This is a genomic window from Kiloniella sp., assembly GCF_048270245.1.
Taxonomy (GTDB): Bacteria; Pseudomonadota; Alphaproteobacteria; order Kiloniellales; family Kiloniellaceae; genus Kiloniella.
The window spans coordinates 75,340-91,935 of record NZ_JBLWTH010000004.1 but is presented as its reverse complement, the minus strand read 5'-3'; the positions used below and the strand labels follow the sequence as shown (position 1 = coordinate 91,935).

The 16,596-nt window shown below is 43.6% G+C and carries 19 protein-coding genes and 2 tRNA genes; 15 read left to right on the top strand and 6 right to left on the bottom strand.

The annotated features are described in order from the left end of the window. Positions 1-2: 2 nt before the first annotated feature. Positions 3-650, bottom strand: a complete 648-nt coding sequence (locus tag ACN0W5_RS10660) for a hypothetical protein (RefSeq protein ID WP_417454114.1) — start codon at positions 648-650, stop codon at positions 3-5. Positions 651-920: 270 nt separating this feature from the next. Here ACN0W5_RS10660 and ACN0W5_RS10655 point away from each other — a divergent pair, with 270 nt between their 5' ends. Continuing rightward, positions 921-1,115 carry a hypothetical protein gene (locus tag ACN0W5_RS10655; protein ID WP_417454113.1) on the top strand — a complete coding sequence of 65 codons (195 nt, stop codon included), beginning with the start codon at positions 921-923 and terminating at the stop codon, positions 1,113-1,115. 44 nt (positions 1,116-1,159) lie between these two features. On the opposite strand, the gene ACN0W5_RS10650 is transcribed toward ACN0W5_RS10655, so the two are convergent. Continuing rightward, the gene (locus ACN0W5_RS10650) at positions 1,160-2,095 is read right to left on the bottom strand and encodes an alpha/beta hydrolase family esterase (protein WP_417454112.1); all 936 of its coding nucleotides are present in this window, start codon (positions 2,093-2,095) and stop codon (positions 1,160-1,162) included. Between the two features lie 246 nt (positions 2,096-2,341). Between ACN0W5_RS10650 and ACN0W5_RS10645 the strand changes: the two genes are divergently transcribed. Further along, the gene (locus ACN0W5_RS10645) at positions 2,342-3,031 is read left to right on the top strand and encodes a hypothetical protein (protein ID WP_417454111.1); all 690 of its coding nucleotides are present in this window, start codon (positions 2,342-2,344) and stop codon (positions 3,029-3,031) included. On the opposite strand, the gene ACN0W5_RS10640 is transcribed toward ACN0W5_RS10645, so the two are convergent. The 3 genes from ACN0W5_RS10640 to ACN0W5_RS10630 all read right to left on the bottom strand — a co-directional run bounded on the left by ACN0W5_RS10640 (position 2,943) and on the right by ACN0W5_RS10630 (position 4,766). Beyond that, positions 2,943-3,470: a hypothetical protein gene (locus ACN0W5_RS10640; protein WP_299378853.1), complete on the bottom strand. Its 528-nt coding sequence runs from the start codon at positions 3,468-3,470 to the stop codon at positions 2,943-2,945. The two genes, ACN0W5_RS10645 and ACN0W5_RS10640, sit on opposite strands and share 89 nt — an antisense overlap. Positions 3,471-3,665: 195 nt before the next feature. Then, positions 3,666-4,322, bottom strand: a complete 657-nt coding sequence (locus ACN0W5_RS10635) for an FkbM family methyltransferase (RefSeq protein ID WP_417454110.1) — start codon at positions 4,320-4,322, stop codon at positions 3,666-3,668. A 369-nt stretch (positions 4,323-4,691) separates the two neighbouring features. Continuing rightward, positions 4,692-4,766: transfer RNA gene (locus ACN0W5_RS10630), tRNA-Thr, on the bottom strand. A 111-nt stretch (positions 4,767-4,877) separates the two neighbouring features. On the opposite strand from ACN0W5_RS10630, the gene ACN0W5_RS10625 reads away from it, so the two are divergent. The 8 genes from ACN0W5_RS10625 to ACN0W5_RS10590 all read left to right on the top strand — a co-directional run bounded on the left by ACN0W5_RS10625 (position 4,878) and on the right by ACN0W5_RS10590 (position 11,134). After that, the gene (locus ACN0W5_RS10625; RefSeq protein ID WP_417454109.1) at positions 4,878-5,132 is read left to right on the top strand and encodes a hypothetical protein; all 255 of its coding nucleotides are present in this window, start codon (positions 4,878-4,880) and stop codon (positions 5,130-5,132) included. Positions 5,133-5,348: 216 nt separating this feature from the next. Next, the gene (dcd, locus tag ACN0W5_RS10620; protein WP_417429819.1) at positions 5,349-5,894 is read left to right on the top strand and encodes a dCTP deaminase; all 546 of its coding nucleotides are present in this window, start codon (positions 5,349-5,351) and stop codon (positions 5,892-5,894) included. A 194-nt stretch (positions 5,895-6,088) separates the two neighbouring features. Further along, positions 6,089-7,378, top strand: a complete 1,290-nt coding sequence (gene murA, locus ACN0W5_RS10615) for a UDP-N-acetylglucosamine 1-carboxyvinyltransferase (protein ID WP_417454108.1) — start codon at positions 6,089-6,091, stop codon at positions 7,376-7,378. Between the two features lie 34 nt (positions 7,379-7,412). Next, complete coding sequence (locus ACN0W5_RS10610) at positions 7,413-7,982, top strand: DUF2948 family protein (RefSeq protein WP_417454107.1); 570 nt, start codon at positions 7,413-7,415, stop codon at positions 7,980-7,982. A 93-nt stretch (positions 7,983-8,075) separates the two neighbouring features. Further along, positions 8,076-8,738 (top strand): ATP phosphoribosyltransferase, encoded by a 663-nt coding sequence (gene hisG, locus ACN0W5_RS10605; protein ID WP_417429813.1) that lies wholly within the window; start codon positions 8,076-8,078, stop codon positions 8,736-8,738. After that, complete coding sequence (gene hisD, locus ACN0W5_RS10600) at positions 8,728-10,020, top strand: histidinol dehydrogenase (RefSeq protein WP_417454106.1); 1,293 nt, start codon at positions 8,728-8,730, stop codon at positions 10,018-10,020. The genes hisG and hisD overlap by 11 nt, the downstream gene beginning before the upstream one ends. A gap of 175 nt (positions 10,021-10,195) precedes the next feature. After that, positions 10,196-10,690 carry a UPF0262 family protein gene (locus ACN0W5_RS10595; RefSeq protein WP_417454105.1) on the top strand — a complete coding sequence of 165 codons (495 nt, stop codon included), beginning with the start codon at positions 10,196-10,198 and terminating at the stop codon, positions 10,688-10,690. Then, entirely contained in the window at positions 10,691-11,134 is a 444-nt protein-coding gene (locus tag ACN0W5_RS10590; RefSeq protein ID WP_299371555.1) for a low molecular weight phosphatase family protein, read from the top strand. Positions 11,135-11,136: 2 nt separating this feature from the next. Here the strand turns inward: ACN0W5_RS10590 and ACN0W5_RS10585 are convergent, their stop codons facing one another. Continuing rightward, positions 11,137-11,910: a substrate-binding periplasmic protein gene (locus ACN0W5_RS10585; protein WP_417454104.1), complete on the bottom strand. Its 774-nt coding sequence runs from the start codon at positions 11,908-11,910 to the stop codon at positions 11,137-11,139. Between the two features lie 258 nt (positions 11,911-12,168). On the opposite strand from ACN0W5_RS10585, the gene ACN0W5_RS10580 reads away from it, so the two are divergent. From ACN0W5_RS10580 to ACN0W5_RS10560, 5 genes are all read left to right on the top strand, one after another. Further along, entirely contained in the window at positions 12,169-12,759 is a 591-nt protein-coding gene (locus ACN0W5_RS10580; RefSeq protein WP_417454103.1) for a Maf family protein, read from the top strand. A 6-nt stretch (positions 12,760-12,765) separates the two neighbouring features. Continuing rightward, entirely contained in the window at positions 12,766-13,944 is a 1,179-nt protein-coding gene (locus ACN0W5_RS10575) for a ribonuclease E/G (protein ID WP_417454102.1), read from the top strand. An 18-nt stretch (positions 13,945-13,962) separates the two neighbouring features. Beyond that, entirely contained in the window at positions 13,963-14,148 is a 186-nt protein-coding gene (locus ACN0W5_RS10570) for a DNA gyrase inhibitor YacG (RefSeq protein WP_417454101.1), read from the top strand. A 126-nt stretch (positions 14,149-14,274) separates the two neighbouring features. Then, positions 14,275-14,350: transfer RNA gene (locus tag ACN0W5_RS10565), tRNA-Phe, on the top strand. Positions 14,351-15,066: 716 nt separating this feature from the next. Beyond that, positions 15,067-16,446: a TolC family outer membrane protein gene (locus ACN0W5_RS10560; RefSeq protein WP_299371570.1), complete on the top strand. Its 1,380-nt coding sequence runs from the start codon at positions 15,067-15,069 to the stop codon at positions 16,444-16,446. Positions 16,447-16,596: the final 150 nt, after the last annotated feature.

Sequence of the window (16,596 nt, the reverse complement as noted above, 5' to 3'; positions counted from 1 at the left end):
TTTTAAATATGCGCGCGGTTGATTGAGTTTGTTCCATGTGAAAAATGAAAAGCGCTAATGAGAGGTTCATTTTCTAGGATAATTATAAGCAGCTTTGGTAAGATTTTAGGGAGAATTTCTTTTGCAAATTCTTCCCCTGTTGCTTTCATTCTGTTTTCGAGTTTCTCTAACTTTGGAATTGCCGTTAGAAAAGATTCAGGTTTTTTTATATTCGACAAGATATCAATTTCTTGCCGAGTGAGCCCGGTAAGCATGCCATTGTTTTTTGCCAATTTAGCATGTGCATTTTGAAACAGTTTAAAATCTTTAATACTATGAAGTGCTATGATTTCGTCGTTGGTTAACTCTTCGGTGAAAATTGTTGCTATTTTGTTGATCAGGCTTGTACGGTTTTTAATTATTTCTTCTGTTATGAGTGTATTTATTTCTTCAAGCGCTTTATCCGGTATACGCAATGCAGCGACTTTATTTTCTGCTTTGTATTCAAGAAATGATTCCAAGACAGATTTTTTGACAAACTCATCTGTGAAAATCATTTCAACAAACTCAACAGATTTATCATGCTTATTTAACGTAGCGACAGATCTGGTCTGCGCGCAGGCCGATAATCCAGTTATAAAAACGATAACGAGAAATAAGCGTAATATCATTTGTCTTCCTGTTTTTATGGCCTCTGTTACAACTGGCGTCTTGTTGGTTTTAGCGCTGATGGGACATGTGTTAATAAGTGCGCATGAAACAGCTTAGCGTGATATACCTCCCCAAGGATAGAAAAATATTTTGCCCATTCTCTACGGAGTATAGATGTCGGGTGTGTGATATATATATTCTGTAAATATGTCATCTCGATTAGGAAGTGCTTAACATAATTTTAACTAAATGTTCTTATTTTGTTCCTTGTTGATTTAAAGGATACAATAATGACAGAGTCATTTAAAGTGACGCTATATGGTCCAGAAGGGGTACTTGTTTTATCTCGTGAATTACCTTGGATTAGGTCGATTTCGGTTGCTCTAGATGTTTCTCAGAAACTCTTGCTTCAATATAGAGAACAAGGCTATAAGTCAGGTATGGTTAAGCTGCAAGGGCAAGGTGTTGACCACTGTCTGAGTTAGTGTGGGGCCTGTGAATATTTATGACGGGAAAATTCAAAATATTCTCAATTCGTTTTATCAAGCTGTGTGGTGACTTTTTCAAACCAGTCCAAGGCCATTTTTGTCCAACCTTTCGGGATGGAATGGCCCCCGGTATGAAGCGCTAATCGTAAATTACTTTCGGGATGACAACGCGTCCACCAACGCTGCCAGAAAAGTGTCGGGCCAGATGTTGTGGGGCTCGTATCAAATTCATCTGCGCGAAGTCCTTCGCATTGATTGACTTCCCGGATAACCTTCAAACTATGAAACACATCACCTTGTTGAACCGTGCTTGCACCAATTGGTCGGCCTTCAAGAGGGACGGTTTTATCGCGCCAGCCATGTGTTTGCATCAGCTTGATGGGACCACTACAATCTTGTGCTGTTGGTTCTGGTGACCAGAATGCTCCGGCAACGGGTGCGTAGGCTGTGGCAACCTGATTGTCTTGACAGGCTAAATACCATACGAGGGACCCGCCGATAGAAAAGCCGCTCATCAAAATTTTGTCACGATCAATTTTAAATTTGTGGGTTGCATCCTGAATGATTTCACGGGTGAAGGCGAGTTCGTCGCGCATTTCCTTTCGTTGCGGTATAAAAGACCATCCCGGTCCAAACCGAGAGTTTGGTCGTTTAAGGCCACTGGGGGCAATGACGGCATATCCACGATGGTTCATTGCCTTGATCATTGTGATATTTTTTAAGGTGTCAGCTCCTGATCTTCCGGCACCATGGTAAAAAATGACTGCGGGAATCCTGTGATCTTTTTTTGTACCAGGAAGAGAAGTGCTGGATAAAGAGACCCCAGGTAGAGATATATTGTACGCGCCGAGCTTTACTTGGCAGGCATTCCCAACCTCTCCACAGAGATTATTTTCTGTTGCAGAAACCGCAGCGTTGGGGGTCGCAATGGCGATCGTCAGCACAAGCAATAAAGTAGGAACCATTTTCTTTTTCATAAAATCTCAACGGGTCATTTTGTTTGCGTAGGGCAAGGTAATCCATTTCGGTCTTTGATAGCAGGGTAAAGATACGATCCCACGCAATTGTGATCTTTTCGGCGTCATTTCCTCCCACCAAATTTTGTTTCCTGTATGGTGTGTTTTTTCAAATTCTGGGCAGCCATTCTCGCTGTCTTTAGGGGAGCCATTATCTGTTATTGATTGAGATGCTGTTCTTAACTGCTGGGGAGTGAGGGTGTTCGAATGCAAAAAGTAAGAATAATACAGGCCGTAACAAAGAAGATATCGGATATAGAGGCCACGCTATCTGATAAAGGGATTGCGATAGAAATGTGTGAGGATTTTCAAAAACTGGAAAGGGTTTGTAACTCGATAGAAGACAGGAAGTCCCTTTCCGAGCCTTTTAGTTCCAAGTATTTCGATATTCTGCCTCGGGATGGTTTTTGGATTAGAGGTTTTAATCAGGATGGTAATACGGTTAGTACACAGGTTATGCGTCTTTCTGAGCTGGGGGAGACCAATTTAGCCACACTATGGCAGCAACAACTCCAACGCTTACATGGCGGGAAACTCATGACGACATCTAGCCCTGGTGCTCAACTTATCAATGGCAGAGTTGTGTATCACGGGGATGTTTGGGTTGATCATTCTTGTGCCCGTATGAACCTTGGGGGGATTATGTCCCATCTCGCTTTGTCAGTTGCGTTACTTAAATGGGCGCCGGATTTTGTTTATGGTTTTATGCGGGAAAAACTTTGTTTATCAGGGTTTGCGTTGAAAGAAGGGTATTTTCACTGTGAACCCATCGGTTCTCATTGGGTAGAACAACCCCGGGAAATCGATCCTAGCGATTGGCTCGTCTGGATGGGGCGTCATGACCTGGAATACCTTGCTCAACATAAAATGATTTCAGGCTTGTTATGCTCCCAATAACATTTCCACCGCTTTTAAAGCGACAAGGTAAAAGCAGGCGCTGATAACTAACTAGACAATTTCCTTTTACCGGGTGAGCCAGTGGGGCGACGACTTCATGAGCCGTTGGTCTATTGTCTTCGAGAACCTTGATATAAGATTCTGTGACAGCCAAATCAAATTCAGCATCGGGCAAGGTCGATCCGGTACAAGTTTCTGCCCAGTTATGCCCGAATACCTGGGCTGTTACCGATGTATTTCCGGCATGAATAAGCGGGGGGATACGATCTTCCCGCTGGATAACTGATATTTGCAGATTTTCTAGTATGCGTTTGGTTGCCTGGTCTCGACCGATGATACCACCAGAATTTTCCCACCACTCAAGTCCTTGCGACAAAAGGATATTGGCATTACCCGAAGGTAAGGTGATAGGGGCTAATGTGATAACATGTTTTGTCATCAAAACTTTACACAGCAAGAAACACACTACGAGCGAGAAAAGAATAATGCCATTAATAAGAGCATTCGGCAATTATTAATCATGCACTGGGGCCGCGCGATCAAATTAACTAAACCAGTTAAACTGTTTTTATGAATGGGGAGCTATAATTAAACGTTGAAGGCATTATTAAAATTCGATGCCGTTTAAAAAACGTTAATGCCATATATATAGCTTATGCTTGTCATTCAGGTGTTTTTTTATCTTTTGTTCACGTTCCTCAATGGAATGTTTCGTATCTTTTGTCATATATTGGCTATGAAATTCGATAAACATAAAATCAATTTTATCGAGAAGCTCTTCGTCTATTAATTTTTCTAAAACATTATATTCGCTAGATTCAATATCCATTTTCACTATTATTTGATCAAAATTGGCTTTCTCTTTCAATAATCTCGCAAAGTCAATCGTCTGAACCTTTGTGGCTTTCGAAGTGTCTGAATTATAAAAAGCATTGTTGTGGTTCTCTATAATAGAGGCTCCATCGGATTGTGTCCCTCGACCATCCTCAACTAAGCCAAATAAATTCATGTGGCCGTCATCAATCCATACGGCAGCTTCAATTATTTCTAAATTATCAATATTTTGATACTTTTCTCTAAGCGCTGATGCACAGTTTGGATTTGGTTCCACTAAAACGTAGTTATAATATTCACAAGGAAAGTACTTGCGAAAAAATGAAAAACCTTGGCCAAGGTTTGAGCCGCAATCAATAAAGAGACGCTTTTTATGTTTTGGCATTAAAAATAGGCGGATTTGATAAAGATTAAAAATCCATCTTTTTCTAATTCGGGATATCCAAGAAATTTTCATAAAAAAAGTGACCTGTTATAGGGTTAAGCTTTTTCTTATACGTAGATTAATTTTGTATTAGACCTGAGTATAGCCTCGTATCTAAAAAGAAATGATTAGTAAAGTGATACTGATTAAAGCAAAGCTGATCGATGAGATAATACGGACAAGACGCGCGAGAGAAGGGTGTCGGCCAAATATACAAGGTGGTTTATAAGAATTCGGGCGACATTGACCCGTCTGAAATGAGGTTTGATGATTTGGATTGTTGGGTTGGTTAGGAAGTCAAAAATAGGTCGATTTTCAATCGTTTTTGGTAATATTGCCCAAAAACTCTGAGTTATCGGGAAACACGTTAGTCCGTAGGTGGTTGATTTTAATAAATAAAAATGGTGCCGTGAGGCAGAATTGAACTGCCGACCCCGTCATTACCAATGACGTGCTCTACCACTGAGCTACCACGGCCTTGTTTGGACGGGCGTTATATGCCTCTGCCCGCATTTTAATGCAAGCCTTATTTTTATCTTTTTGTAAAATTTTGTCATCCCTTTATATGCTATACGAATGGCAGGTGGGATGATAATCGGCTGTTTCGATGGCTTGAGGCTTGACCTTATCGGTGAGACTTTGCAATCTGCAGCCATGACAGATGATAACAAGACCGAAAGTTCGGCAGGCGAAAGCCTTACTGATAATAAACAGCGCAGCCAGAAGTCCATCAATGCCGAAAAGGAAATGGCGGAGCGGACAAAAATACGGCTGGACCGTGAGGCAAAGGCGCTGAGAGATAACCTTAAAAAGAGGAAAGGTCAGCTTCGCGAGCGCAAGTAGTTTGGCGCAATTAATGTAAAGCATACCTCTTGCATTGGTAATCTCTCGGAATTTGCCTATACATCTTTGGATAAATTATCGCGACAAATCTAGCATTCTCCTTATCTTCATCTTGAGCTTTGGGGCGGAAGACAGTAGAAGGCTTATGGCCTTGTATGTCATTGACGTGCAAGAAAATGGAATCGGTGAACATTGGGAGGATATGCCGTGGGAATTATGCCGGATACTTGGATTCGAGAACAGGCCGAAAACCATGGTATGATTGAGCCTTATGTCGAGGCTCAAAGACGTGAGGGTGTTATCTCTTACGGCGTCAGTTCCTATGGGTATGACGCACGAGTTTCCAAAGAATTCAAGATCTTTACCAATGTGCATAATGCCATTGTTGATCCAAAAGAATTTTCTGATCAGAGTTTTGTCGAAAAAGATGATGATGTCTGCATTATTCCCCCGAACTCTTTTGCGTTAGCCCGGACCGTTGAATATTTTCGTATTCCACGCGATGTTCTGGTTATCTGCCTGGGTAAATCCACCTATGCCCGTTGCGGTATCATCGTGAATGTGACGCCGCTAGAGCCAGAGTGGGAAGGCCATGTGACTTTGGAGTTTTCAAACACAACACCTTTACCCGCAAAAATTTATGCCAACGAAGGGGTTTGTCAGTTTCTCTTCTTGAAGGGGGAGGGTGATTGTGATGTTTCCTATGCAGATCGCGCAGGTAAATACATGAAGCAGCGCGGCGTTACCCTGCCTCGATTGTAATGAAGTTATTCGTTGAGGATAAGCTCTATAGCTTAGGGCATTCAAATATTATTTAGCTCTAAGTTCTGTAACAAAAATAAGACGATTTATTTTGGGAATTGAGATCCTTTAAACAAATCAACGCCACGATTTGAACAAAGCCTTTGGATAGTCCTGTCTGACAGTTGATAACCAGGCAGAAACGGTAAAGTACGATGGATAAAATTAAAATTCGCGGTGGTAATCCGCTTAAAGGCAAAATTTGGATCTCAGGGGCCAAAAACGCGGCCTTGCCGTTGATGACGGCTTCTTTGTTGACTGATGAAGTGCTGACACTCAAAAACCTTCCTCATCTGGCTGATATTACGACCCTTGCAAACCTTTTGGCTCAACATGGTGTTGAGCTGCACATGAATGGTTCTGCCGGAAGTGAAGGTTGTGCCGGGCGTGTTCTTGAAATGCATGCCAAGACGATAACGACAACCAAGGCCCCGTATGAATTGGTTCGAAAAATGCGGGCGTCTATTCTTGTTCTTGGTCCCTTGCTTGCTCGTGAAGGTCATGCGGAAGTCTCCTTGCCGGGAGGATGTGCAATCGGCTCTCGCCCAGTTGATTTGCATCTGCAAGGTATGGAGCAACTGGGCGCTGAAATCGAACTTAAAGAGGGATATGTTCACGCTAAGGCTCCAAAAGGCCTGATCGGTGGTGAAGTCATGTTCCCGAAAGTATCTGTTGGTGCGACAGAAAATATTATGATGGCTGCGGTGTTGGCAAAAGGTACAACACGTATGATTAATGCGGCGCGCGAGCCCGAAGTTGTTGATCTCGCCGAGTGTCTGATGGGAATGGGTGCTAAAATTCAGGGCGCTGGTACCGATACAATAACGATTGAAGGAGTCGATCGTTTACATGGCTATACCCATACTGTTGTGCCAGATCGTATCGAGACCGGGACCTATGCCATGGCGGCAGCGATGACTGGTGGAGAGCTGGAGTTAATTGGCGCGCGCCCAGAACATCTTCGTTCCATGATCGACCAGTTGGCCCATGCAGGTGTTAATATCAAAGAGCTTGATAACGGCATGATTGCAAGCTGTTCAGGTAAACGGGTTATGGGGGCTGATATTATGACAGAACCTTATCCGGGCTATCCGACGGATTTGCAGGCACAGACAATGGCACTGATGTCCACTGCAGATGGGGCATCGATGATTACCGAGACGATTTTTGAAAATCGTTTTATGCACGTACCAGAATTATGTCGAATGGGCGCTAATATTACAGTGCACGGTTCTTCTGCCTTGGTGAGAGGTCAGGCTAAATTGACCGGGGCCGAAGTGATGGCGACAGATTTAAGAGCAAGCTTTTCTCTTATAATGGCAGGACTGGTTGCTGATGGTGAAACTGTGTTAAACCGTGTCTACCATCTCGATAGAGGTTATGAACGTGTTGAAGATAAACTTGCTGCCTGTGGTGCCGATATCGAACGTATCAAGGGCGAGTAGCGTCTAAATAGGAACCAGTTGGGAATTTGAAGATATGACTGAGGGAAAAAGACTGAAGATCAGAGCGCGTGACGCCGAGGACATTCGTACACTCTCGGGCTTACTTCAGGATTCCCTGGCTCCTCTGTGTGATGTGGCCTATTTGCGTGAAGAGAAACGATTTGTGTTAGTGGTTAATCGCTTTTGCTGGGAAATGTTACCACAAGAACTTCGTGAGCGTGCTTTATCTGCGCCTGATACACCCGAAGGACAAGCGGAACAGGATGATGTGTCTTTTGAAGATGTTGATGATCTACCAACTTTTCATCGGGTTAATACAGGGCTTTGTTTTGACAAGGTAAAATCGGTTCAAACCAAAGGTGTGGACCTTCAAAACAAAGACGAGATCCTCAACCTGCTGACAGTTGCAGCGATACCCGGTTATATTACGCTCCATTTTTCTGGTGGTGCGGCTATTCGGTTGGTGGTGTCACAAATTCGTTGCCATATGGATGATATTAGTGAGCCGTGGCCAACACTAAATCAGCCTCGACATGGTGTCGATGATGCAGGTCACGAACAAGACGAGCATTCAGCGGGTACACGCTCCCCGGAAGAAGCGTGATAGAGAACAAGACAAAGATTATTTCAGGCCTGTAGAGAAATTTCACAAATCTTATTTTTTCTTAGGCCTTAGTAAAGAAAACGGATAAATATTATGCCCAAGATCGAACCGATGGTCCTGGCTGTCCCAAAGGGACGTATTCTTAAAGAACTTCTGCCATTGATGAAAAGTGCAGGGGTGGTACCCGAAGAGTCATTCTTTGATGACAAGTGTCGTCAGTTACGTTTTGCCACCAATGTTGAGTATCTGGAACTTGTCAGAGTGCGGAGCTTTGATGTTCCGACTTTTGTTGCCTTTGGTGCGGCTCATCTCGGGGTGGCAGGTAGCGATGTTATTATGGAATTTGACTATCCTGAAATATACGCACCTGTTGATCTGGATATCGGACACTGTCGCATGTCCGTGGCCGCGCCTACGACGCTATTGGAAAACGAAGATCCTTCGCAATGGAGCCACATTCGTGTTGCAACGAAGTACCCGAATATAACTAAGAAGCATTTTTCAGCCCGTGGCGTGCAGGCGGAATGCATCAAGTTAAATGGTGCGATGGAATTGGCACCTAACCTTGGCTTGTGTCGACGTATCGTTGATCTGGTTTCTTCCGGTGCTACGCTAAAGGCAAATGGTTTGGCCGAAATTGAACAGATTTCTGATGTCTCGTCCCGTTTCATTGTAAATCGTGCGGCCCTTAAAACCCGACCCGACGAAATTAATCACTGGGTCCGCAGCTTTCAGGAGGCGGTCAATGCCAAGTGAACTCAAAGCTAGTTCTGCTGATTTTGAAAGTCGTTTTGTTGATCTTCTTTCCTCAAAACGTGAAGCTTCTTCTGATGTAAACGATACCGTTGCCGAGATACTAGCTGATGTGAAACGTCGGGGGGATCAGGCTCTTTTTGACTATACCAAGCGGTTTGATCGTCTGGAACTGGACGCAATGTCAATGCGGGTTTCTGGGAGCGAAATTGAAGAGGCCGTTGCATCCTGTGATTCTGAATCTATTGCAGCGCTAAATTTGGCTGCAGAACGGATCACAAATTATCACGCAAGACAGAAACCAGAAGATTTGCAGTATACGGATGAAGTTGGTGTCCAGCTTGGTCATCGTTGGACCGCGGTTCAGGCTGCGGGTCTTTATGTTCCCGGTGGACTGGCAAGCTATCCGTCATCAGTATTGATGAACGCTTTGCCGGCCAAGGTGGCTGGTGTTGATAGGTTGGTGATGGTCGTGCCTTCACCAGATGGTGTTTTGAACCCATTGGTTCTTGCCGCCGCTTCTATTGCTGGTGTCGATGAGATATATCGCATCGGTGGTGCGCAAGCAGTTGGTGCGCTAGCTTATGGCACGAATACAATCAATCCTGTCGACATAATTGTCGGTCCTGGTAATGCTTATGTGGCCGCCGCAAAGAAACAGGTGTTTGGTACGGTTGGTATCGACATGATTGCGGGGCCATCAGAGATTCTGATTATTGCTGATGGTCAAAATGATCCCCGTTGGATTGCGGCTGATCTTTTGGCACAAGCTGAGCACGATACTGCGGCGCAATCAATTTTAATTACTGATGATGCCAGCTTTGCAGAAGCTGTAAAGCAAGCTGTTGACATTCACCTACAAGCTCTGTCCAGAAGTGAGATAGCAGGAAAAAGCTGGCAAGATCATGGGGCAATTATCTTGGTTGATGATCTTCAAGAGGCTGTTGCCCTGACAGATAGAATTGCTCCTGAACATCTTGAGATAGCTATTGATGAACCAAATGTGATGGCTGCTAATATTAGAAATGCAGGGGCTATGTTCTTGGGGCGTCATACCGCAGAAGTTATCGGTGATTACGTGGCGGGACCTAATCACGTACTACCAACTGCCCGATCAGCCCGCTTTTCATCAGGATTGTCTGTACTTGATTTTATGAAGCGTACATCCTTGATTTCCTGTGATGCTCAGAGTTTGAAAGCGATTGGCCCAGCAGCGGTGACTCTCGCCAAAGAGGAAGGGCTTACCGCGCACGCCTTATCGGTATCTTTGCGCTTGGAAGGTTAAGTTTCGTTCGTCGAAGGAAAGCTCTAACCCGATTTGCTCTGAAATAATAAAGCGTAAATCGGGTTATTCTGTTCTAGGTCGGGGCTTTACCTTTTTATTATTCCGCTGGCATAGTATGGGGATCACCGCTACTGACGGGGTGTGATACGAACTATAGGTGTTTGGGGGGCTGAAAATGGAACAGGATGGTCAGAAGTCTTGTCACTATCTTTCCCATATCAATTTAGATGAAACATCTCTGGCACGCAGTTCGCCTGATGTCGAAAAAGAGCGTGCAATTGCCATTTATGACATTTTGGAGCAGAACCACTTTGTGCCTTTCGGTTCTGAATCAGGTCCTTATATTCTGGATTTGGCTATTATTGAAAACCGCCTAAGGTTCAGAGTTGACAGGGAAGGGGATACGTTCTTGTGTGAGCATATTCTCTCTCTGACACCATTACGTAGGGTGATCAAAGATTATTTTTCAGTCTGCCAGACATATTTTGAGGCCATTAAAATGGCCAGCCCAATGAAGATTGAGGCTATTGATATGGGGCGCCGCGGACTACACAACGAGGGATCTGAAATTTTACAACAGAGGCTCGAAGGCAAGATTGAGATGGATTTCAATACTGCCCGACGTTTGTTTACTTTGGTTTGTGCTCTTCACCATGTCAGGGGGCGTTGAGTGAGCGATCTTCCCGACGCGGTTCTTATTGCCTGCACGCATAATGCGGTACGGTCGCCTATGGCCGAAGGTATTTTAAAGCATTTGCTTGGGCATAAGGTTTTTGTGGACTCTGTTGGCGTGCGCTCTCAAGAGATTGACGGTTTTGTTATTGAAGTAATGGATGAAATTGGCATTGATATTTCAAAGCATCGCGCCAAAAATTTTTCAGATCTGGAAGATAGTTCGTTCGATTTGATTATCAGCCTTTCTCCCGAAGCTCAACACTCTGCAGTCGAGATGACCCGTACGATGGCATGCGATGTTGAATTTTGGCACACATTTGATCCAACGCTAATTGAGGGTAGCCGGGAAACGAGATTAGAGGCCTATCGACAGGTAAGGAACTTCTTAAAGAAGAAAATAGAGGAGAGATTTACGCTTGATCTAAAACCAAACCTGTAATGTCAATTTGTTAGTTTAACATTATAAGAAGTTGGGTAGAGATTGTGCTTTTTAAACAGGGTTTCGAGTGTTCCGTCTGTTTTTATCAGTTTGTAACCTTCACTTAAACGGTTAGCAATTATATCTGCATCGGCCCTTTTATGGCTAATAGCCGGATGAATGTCTTCCAAAAACAGCGTTTCCAGATAAACGATACTGTCGGCTTGATTCAATTTTTTTGTTTGCAGGATATAATTACCCAGAATATTGCCTGTAAAGAGAATATCAAAACGCTTCTCAATTAGCATCTTCATACCATTTGCCTCTTTGGGGTAAAAGACGAGTTTGATGTCATCATCAATTAGCCCTTGTAATACCTTTGTATAGGCCCCACCTCTCAGTGCGCCAAAAGTGTACTGTTTAAGTTCTTTAAGCTGTGTAAGTTCTATCTGGCTGTCATTTCTAACAAATAATCCAACTTCAGTAACCCAGAACGCTTGATCGGTATAGGTTACCCAGTCTTGGTTGTCGGCGATGAAAGTCGAACATGATATGCCATCAATCTCGCCGGTTTTTGTTAAAGCAACCAATCTGTTCCATGGCAAAATTAGGTGTTCAATGTCGTAACCTACACGTTGCCCGGCTGTTTTTAATATATCTACAAAGAGTCCATGGTTTTCTTTTTTGCTATCAACAAGGGGAGTCCATTCATTGCAGGCAAGAACAAGTTTTTCAGCTTTTGCTGGAAAACAAAGCGAAAGCAGGACGCATAGGGTGGATGCGAAGCGTATGCCCATACTTGTCGTTTCCTCCCCCTTCATAATAAAAGAAAATCAATGCCGTATATTACACATAAAAGCTTAACAATTCCCATTGGTCAGTAAAGCTTTTTTGCTGATTTTTCTCTAAATGTTGGTCGTTGGTTAAGGTCATTGTTTGAAAGCAAGAATTTTGTTATCTAGCTTGAGTGTTTATTTAAGAGCACTCTTCAGCTTGTTTCTTGTTGATAAGGTCGAAATTTGTCCTGCGTCTTAAAGTTAAGAATTGTATAGTCTATGAAATTATTTTCTCGTCAATCTTCAGCTACATTTGTATTGGCATCAGGGTCTCCGCGCAGGCGGGATTTGCTGGAACAATTAGGGGTTAAGCCAGATGTAATTGATCCTGCGAATATTGACGAAACGCCAAGGAACCGAGAGCTTCCCCTTGACTACGCAAAGCGAATTTCTTTGGAAAAAGCTATGCTGATATCTGGACGGCATGATGGTGCTTTTGTTCTTGCTGCTGATACGGTGGTTTCCGTTGGGCGGCGCATTTTGCCCAAAGCAGAAGATGAGCATGATGCGCGTGATTGTTTGTCCTTACTTTCTGGGCGTCGTCACCGTGTCCTGACGGGCCATGTTCTTGTGCTGCCTAATGGTAAGGTAATCAAAAAAGTCGTAACAACAGCTGTAAAGTTCAAGCGTCTTCACCAAAACGAAATTGATGCATATATAGATTCCCAAGATTGGCAAGGGAAGGCGGGTGGTTACGCAATTCAGGGGGGGGCAGCTGTATTCATACCTTGGATTGGGGGGTCTTATACAAATGTCGTTGGGCTATCGTTACCAGAAGTCGCAAACATGTTGGTTGGGAATGGTTTTTAAAGCTGTATGACAAATGAAATCTACATAGATTATCTTCCGGGACTAATTCGTGCTGCACGCTTGGTGGATGAGAAACTGGAAGATGTTCTTGTTATACGTTCTGATAGACCTCAAGTCGTTGGAAACCAATATGTCGGTCGTATTGCTGGAATTGACAAAGGTTTGGGGGCTGCTTTTGTTGATGTTGGGTTGTCGCAGCCAGGTTTTCTCCCTCTTCAAGATATCCCGAAATCGCTTGGTGGCCAGTCGGTTGGTGAGGGGATGTTTTTGTGCGTTGAGGCCGTAAGGGAGGCCTTTGATGGTAAAGGTGTACGCTTAAAAGCTCGGTTAGATGACAATATTCCTGCAAAAGTACAGGTTTTAAAGGCGGTTGATAGGCTTGGTGAATGGATACTGCGACAGAAAGAGCCGATTGAGTTTATAGAGGTAACTGATGCTGGGATTGCCCAAAAGATTAAAAGCTATCTTGGTGGGGAGGGAGCTAATCTGATTAGTATTAAGCATTCCGCCGAGCGACCAGATCTTTTTGACGTTGTCGGAATCGAGGAACAGATAGAGCATTTACTCGAAATTGAAATCCCGCTTTTCTCTGGGGGAAATTTGCTCATTGAACAAGGCCGGACGTTAACTGCGATTGATGTTAATAAAGGATCAATGCAGCATAATGGTGGGGCTGAAGCGCTTCATTATCAGCTTAATCTTGAAGCCGCAGGTGAAATTGCTCGGCAATTGAAGCTCAGAAATATCGCAGGACGCATTGTCATCGACTTTCCTTACATGAAGTTCCCTGATCATAGAAAAAAACTACAAGCAACTTTTAAGTCCCAGCTCAAAGCTGATAGAGTTGGGCATAAGTTACTGCCGCTTTATATGACTGGCTTGCAAGAGTTAACCAGAAAGAGAGCGGGATTGAGCTTGCAGGATTTACTACTTAGGCCTGTTGGTATCGGTGGGTTGGGGCACGAAAAAGATCCAGCTATCGAGGGCCTAGAAGGATTGAGAAGGTTTTGGGCGGAAAGTATGCGGAACAGGCAAGTTGGATCATCAATTGTCGCTTCTCGTAAAGTCGTGCAATCATTGAGTGGTTGCGATGCTTTGCTGTATATTGAAGAAAAAATCGGGAAAAAGATCAACCTGTCTATTGACCCTGAATTAAGTGCTGATGATCGTGTTGTGTTTGAATAGAGCCTTGTGTGAAAGATAATGCCAAAGAAAAGTCTAAATAAATTGTTGTGTCCGGTGTGCCGAGGAGAGGTGGCTGAGAAATACAAGCCGTTTTGCTCAAAACGTTGTGCTGATGTTGATTTGAATCGCTGGCTTGATGGCGGCTATCGGATTCCTACTGAAGAGCGACCATTAGGTAATGTTGACGATGACGAAATATTGTAATTAAGCGCTTGTAAATATAAGAAAATTCTCTTTTTTTACATTTTCTTTGTAATAGGGCTGGACAGAGCCTCAATCATTTTCTATAAGCCCTTCATCGGCGGCCAACGAGTTTGGCAAGCCCACGGTGCCCAGATAGCTCAGTTGGTAGAGCAGCGGACTGAAAATCCGCGTGTCGGTGGTTCAAATCCACCTCTGGGCACCATTTTAACTCTCTCAAATTTAACTCTCTCATAAATTTTTATCATCGTATTTATCAATATTGATTTTCTGTTGATTTGTTGATCTGCGTTCTAATCTCTATCGATTGTTCTCAAGGCTAACGCAGAGCTTTTTCAATAGTAATCTTATATTGTAATCTTCAATGTTAAAATTAATCCGTTCATTCTGTGTCTCGTGTGCTTGGGCAAAAGATTAACCTAGTGTTCTTTAGCTATGCGGAAGCTTTAGAATTATTTTGCATAACTCTACGTTCAGATGCATTTGTTGGTGGTTTATATTGCCCCTAATTCCTTTTTTGTGGACTTTAGAATGCCACGGAGCTGTCGGAAATACACCCTCTAAGGGATTTGATGTGAAAGGAAAGCACCAATAGGGTGTGAAAAGTTCATGAAAAACCACAATTGAAACTTGAAGGTATTTGGTTTTTGGTATAGCTTCTGTGACGAACAACAGATTTATCCATAAAATGTATTGGCAATCGTAAGTAAGCGGTGACCGCCAAATCTTATGGAGAGAATTCGGGTGTGGTTTTTTTGCAACATTCTTGCTTAAATGGCCTTAGTTTCTATTGGATTCTTGACATTAGAGACCAGTGGATTGTAAAAGAACCACAGTATTCTATTTGTAGGTTATGAATTAGTCATTTATTTGCCTGTGATTCGTCAATGAACACGGGGAAGCATCGGGGGAAAAATACCAATGCGCCAGTTGGGTAAAACATTGGCAGTTAGCTTTAAAACCGTACTTCTAGCAAGTGCGTTAGCTGTGCCAGCTATGTCTTCTGCTCAGGCAGTCACGCTGCAAGAAGCAATTACACAAGCTCTTGCAACAAACCCGGATATCGGGGTTGTTGCTCATAATCGTGAGGCTGTAGACGAAGAACTTCGTCAGGCACGTGGCCTTTACCTTCCGCAGATTGATCTTTCTGCTGGTGCCGGAATTGAAAGTAACGATGATTCAACATCTCGTGCTGGCGGTGGTACTGGTAAGCACGATGTGATTAATCCTACTGATGCTTCAATTACCCTTCAGCAGCGTATCTTTGATGGTTTCGAAGCTGGCGCTACAGTTGAACGTGAGAAAGCCAGAGTCGAATCTGCTGCTAACCGCGTTCAAGAAAATGCTGAATTCCTCGCTCTTGATGCAATTGGCGCGTATCTTGAAGTTTTGAGACAGCGTGAACTGCTTGATTTGGCTAAAAACAACCTACAGATTCACATTGATATTGTTGCTAACCTGCAAGAACGTCTTGCTGGCGGTGGCGGTAGTCGTGCAGATGTTTCTCAGTCAGAGGCGCGTGCTGCTCGTGCAAGAAATACACTGACAACAACTTATAACGATTTGCGTGATGCGGAAGCTAACTACACGCGTATCGTTGGTCACTTCCCTGAAGATCTGGATACGCCTGAAGCGTTTTCATCTGAGCTGCCTGGTGGTTTGGATGAAGCTGTAGATTTGGCTGTGAACAGCAACCCTACAATCCGTATCTTTGAAGCTGATGTTCGTACTGCTGAGGCGGAAGTTGAACTCTCTGAAGTTCCTTTCTACCCTTCAGTAAATCTTGAAGCCTCAACAGAACATCGCGATGAGTTCGATGCAACTCCGGGTTCATACGAACAAAATAACTCAGTAATGCTTCGCTTGCGTTGGAATCTTTTCCGCGGTGGTATTGATCGTGCTGCAAGACAAGAGGCGTTGGCTCGTTTGTCTGAAAGCAAGAACCAGCGTTATAGCTCTGTTGTTGATGCACAACGTGAAATGCGTCAATCTTGGTTCGCGCTTGAATCAAATCGTCAGTCTGTAACTGATCTTGCTTCTTCTGTTCAGTACAACACAGAAACACGCGATTCTTATCGTGACCAATTTGATGTAGCGCAGCGTACATTGCTTGACGTTCTTGATGCAGAGAATGAACTTTTCACTTCTCGTGGGCAGTTGATCTCTGCAATGACGAATGAGCAGCTTGCTTCATACCGTATTCTTGCTCTTAGCGGTCAGTTGATGACTAATCTTGGTGTGCAAGCTCCAGAGCAGGCACGGGTTGATCACAAGTCATGGGCTGATGGTCTGATCGAATAATCTCTGCTGAGATTGTTGGTAATTAAAGGGCGCCTGATCGGGCGCCCTTTTTTTTGTGTAGTTCATATCTCTGAGTGTGGCGTTATCATTTTCGTAATGGTAACGCGGCTAATTAAAATCGATTGTTTATTTTTTACATAGTGTGTGAAA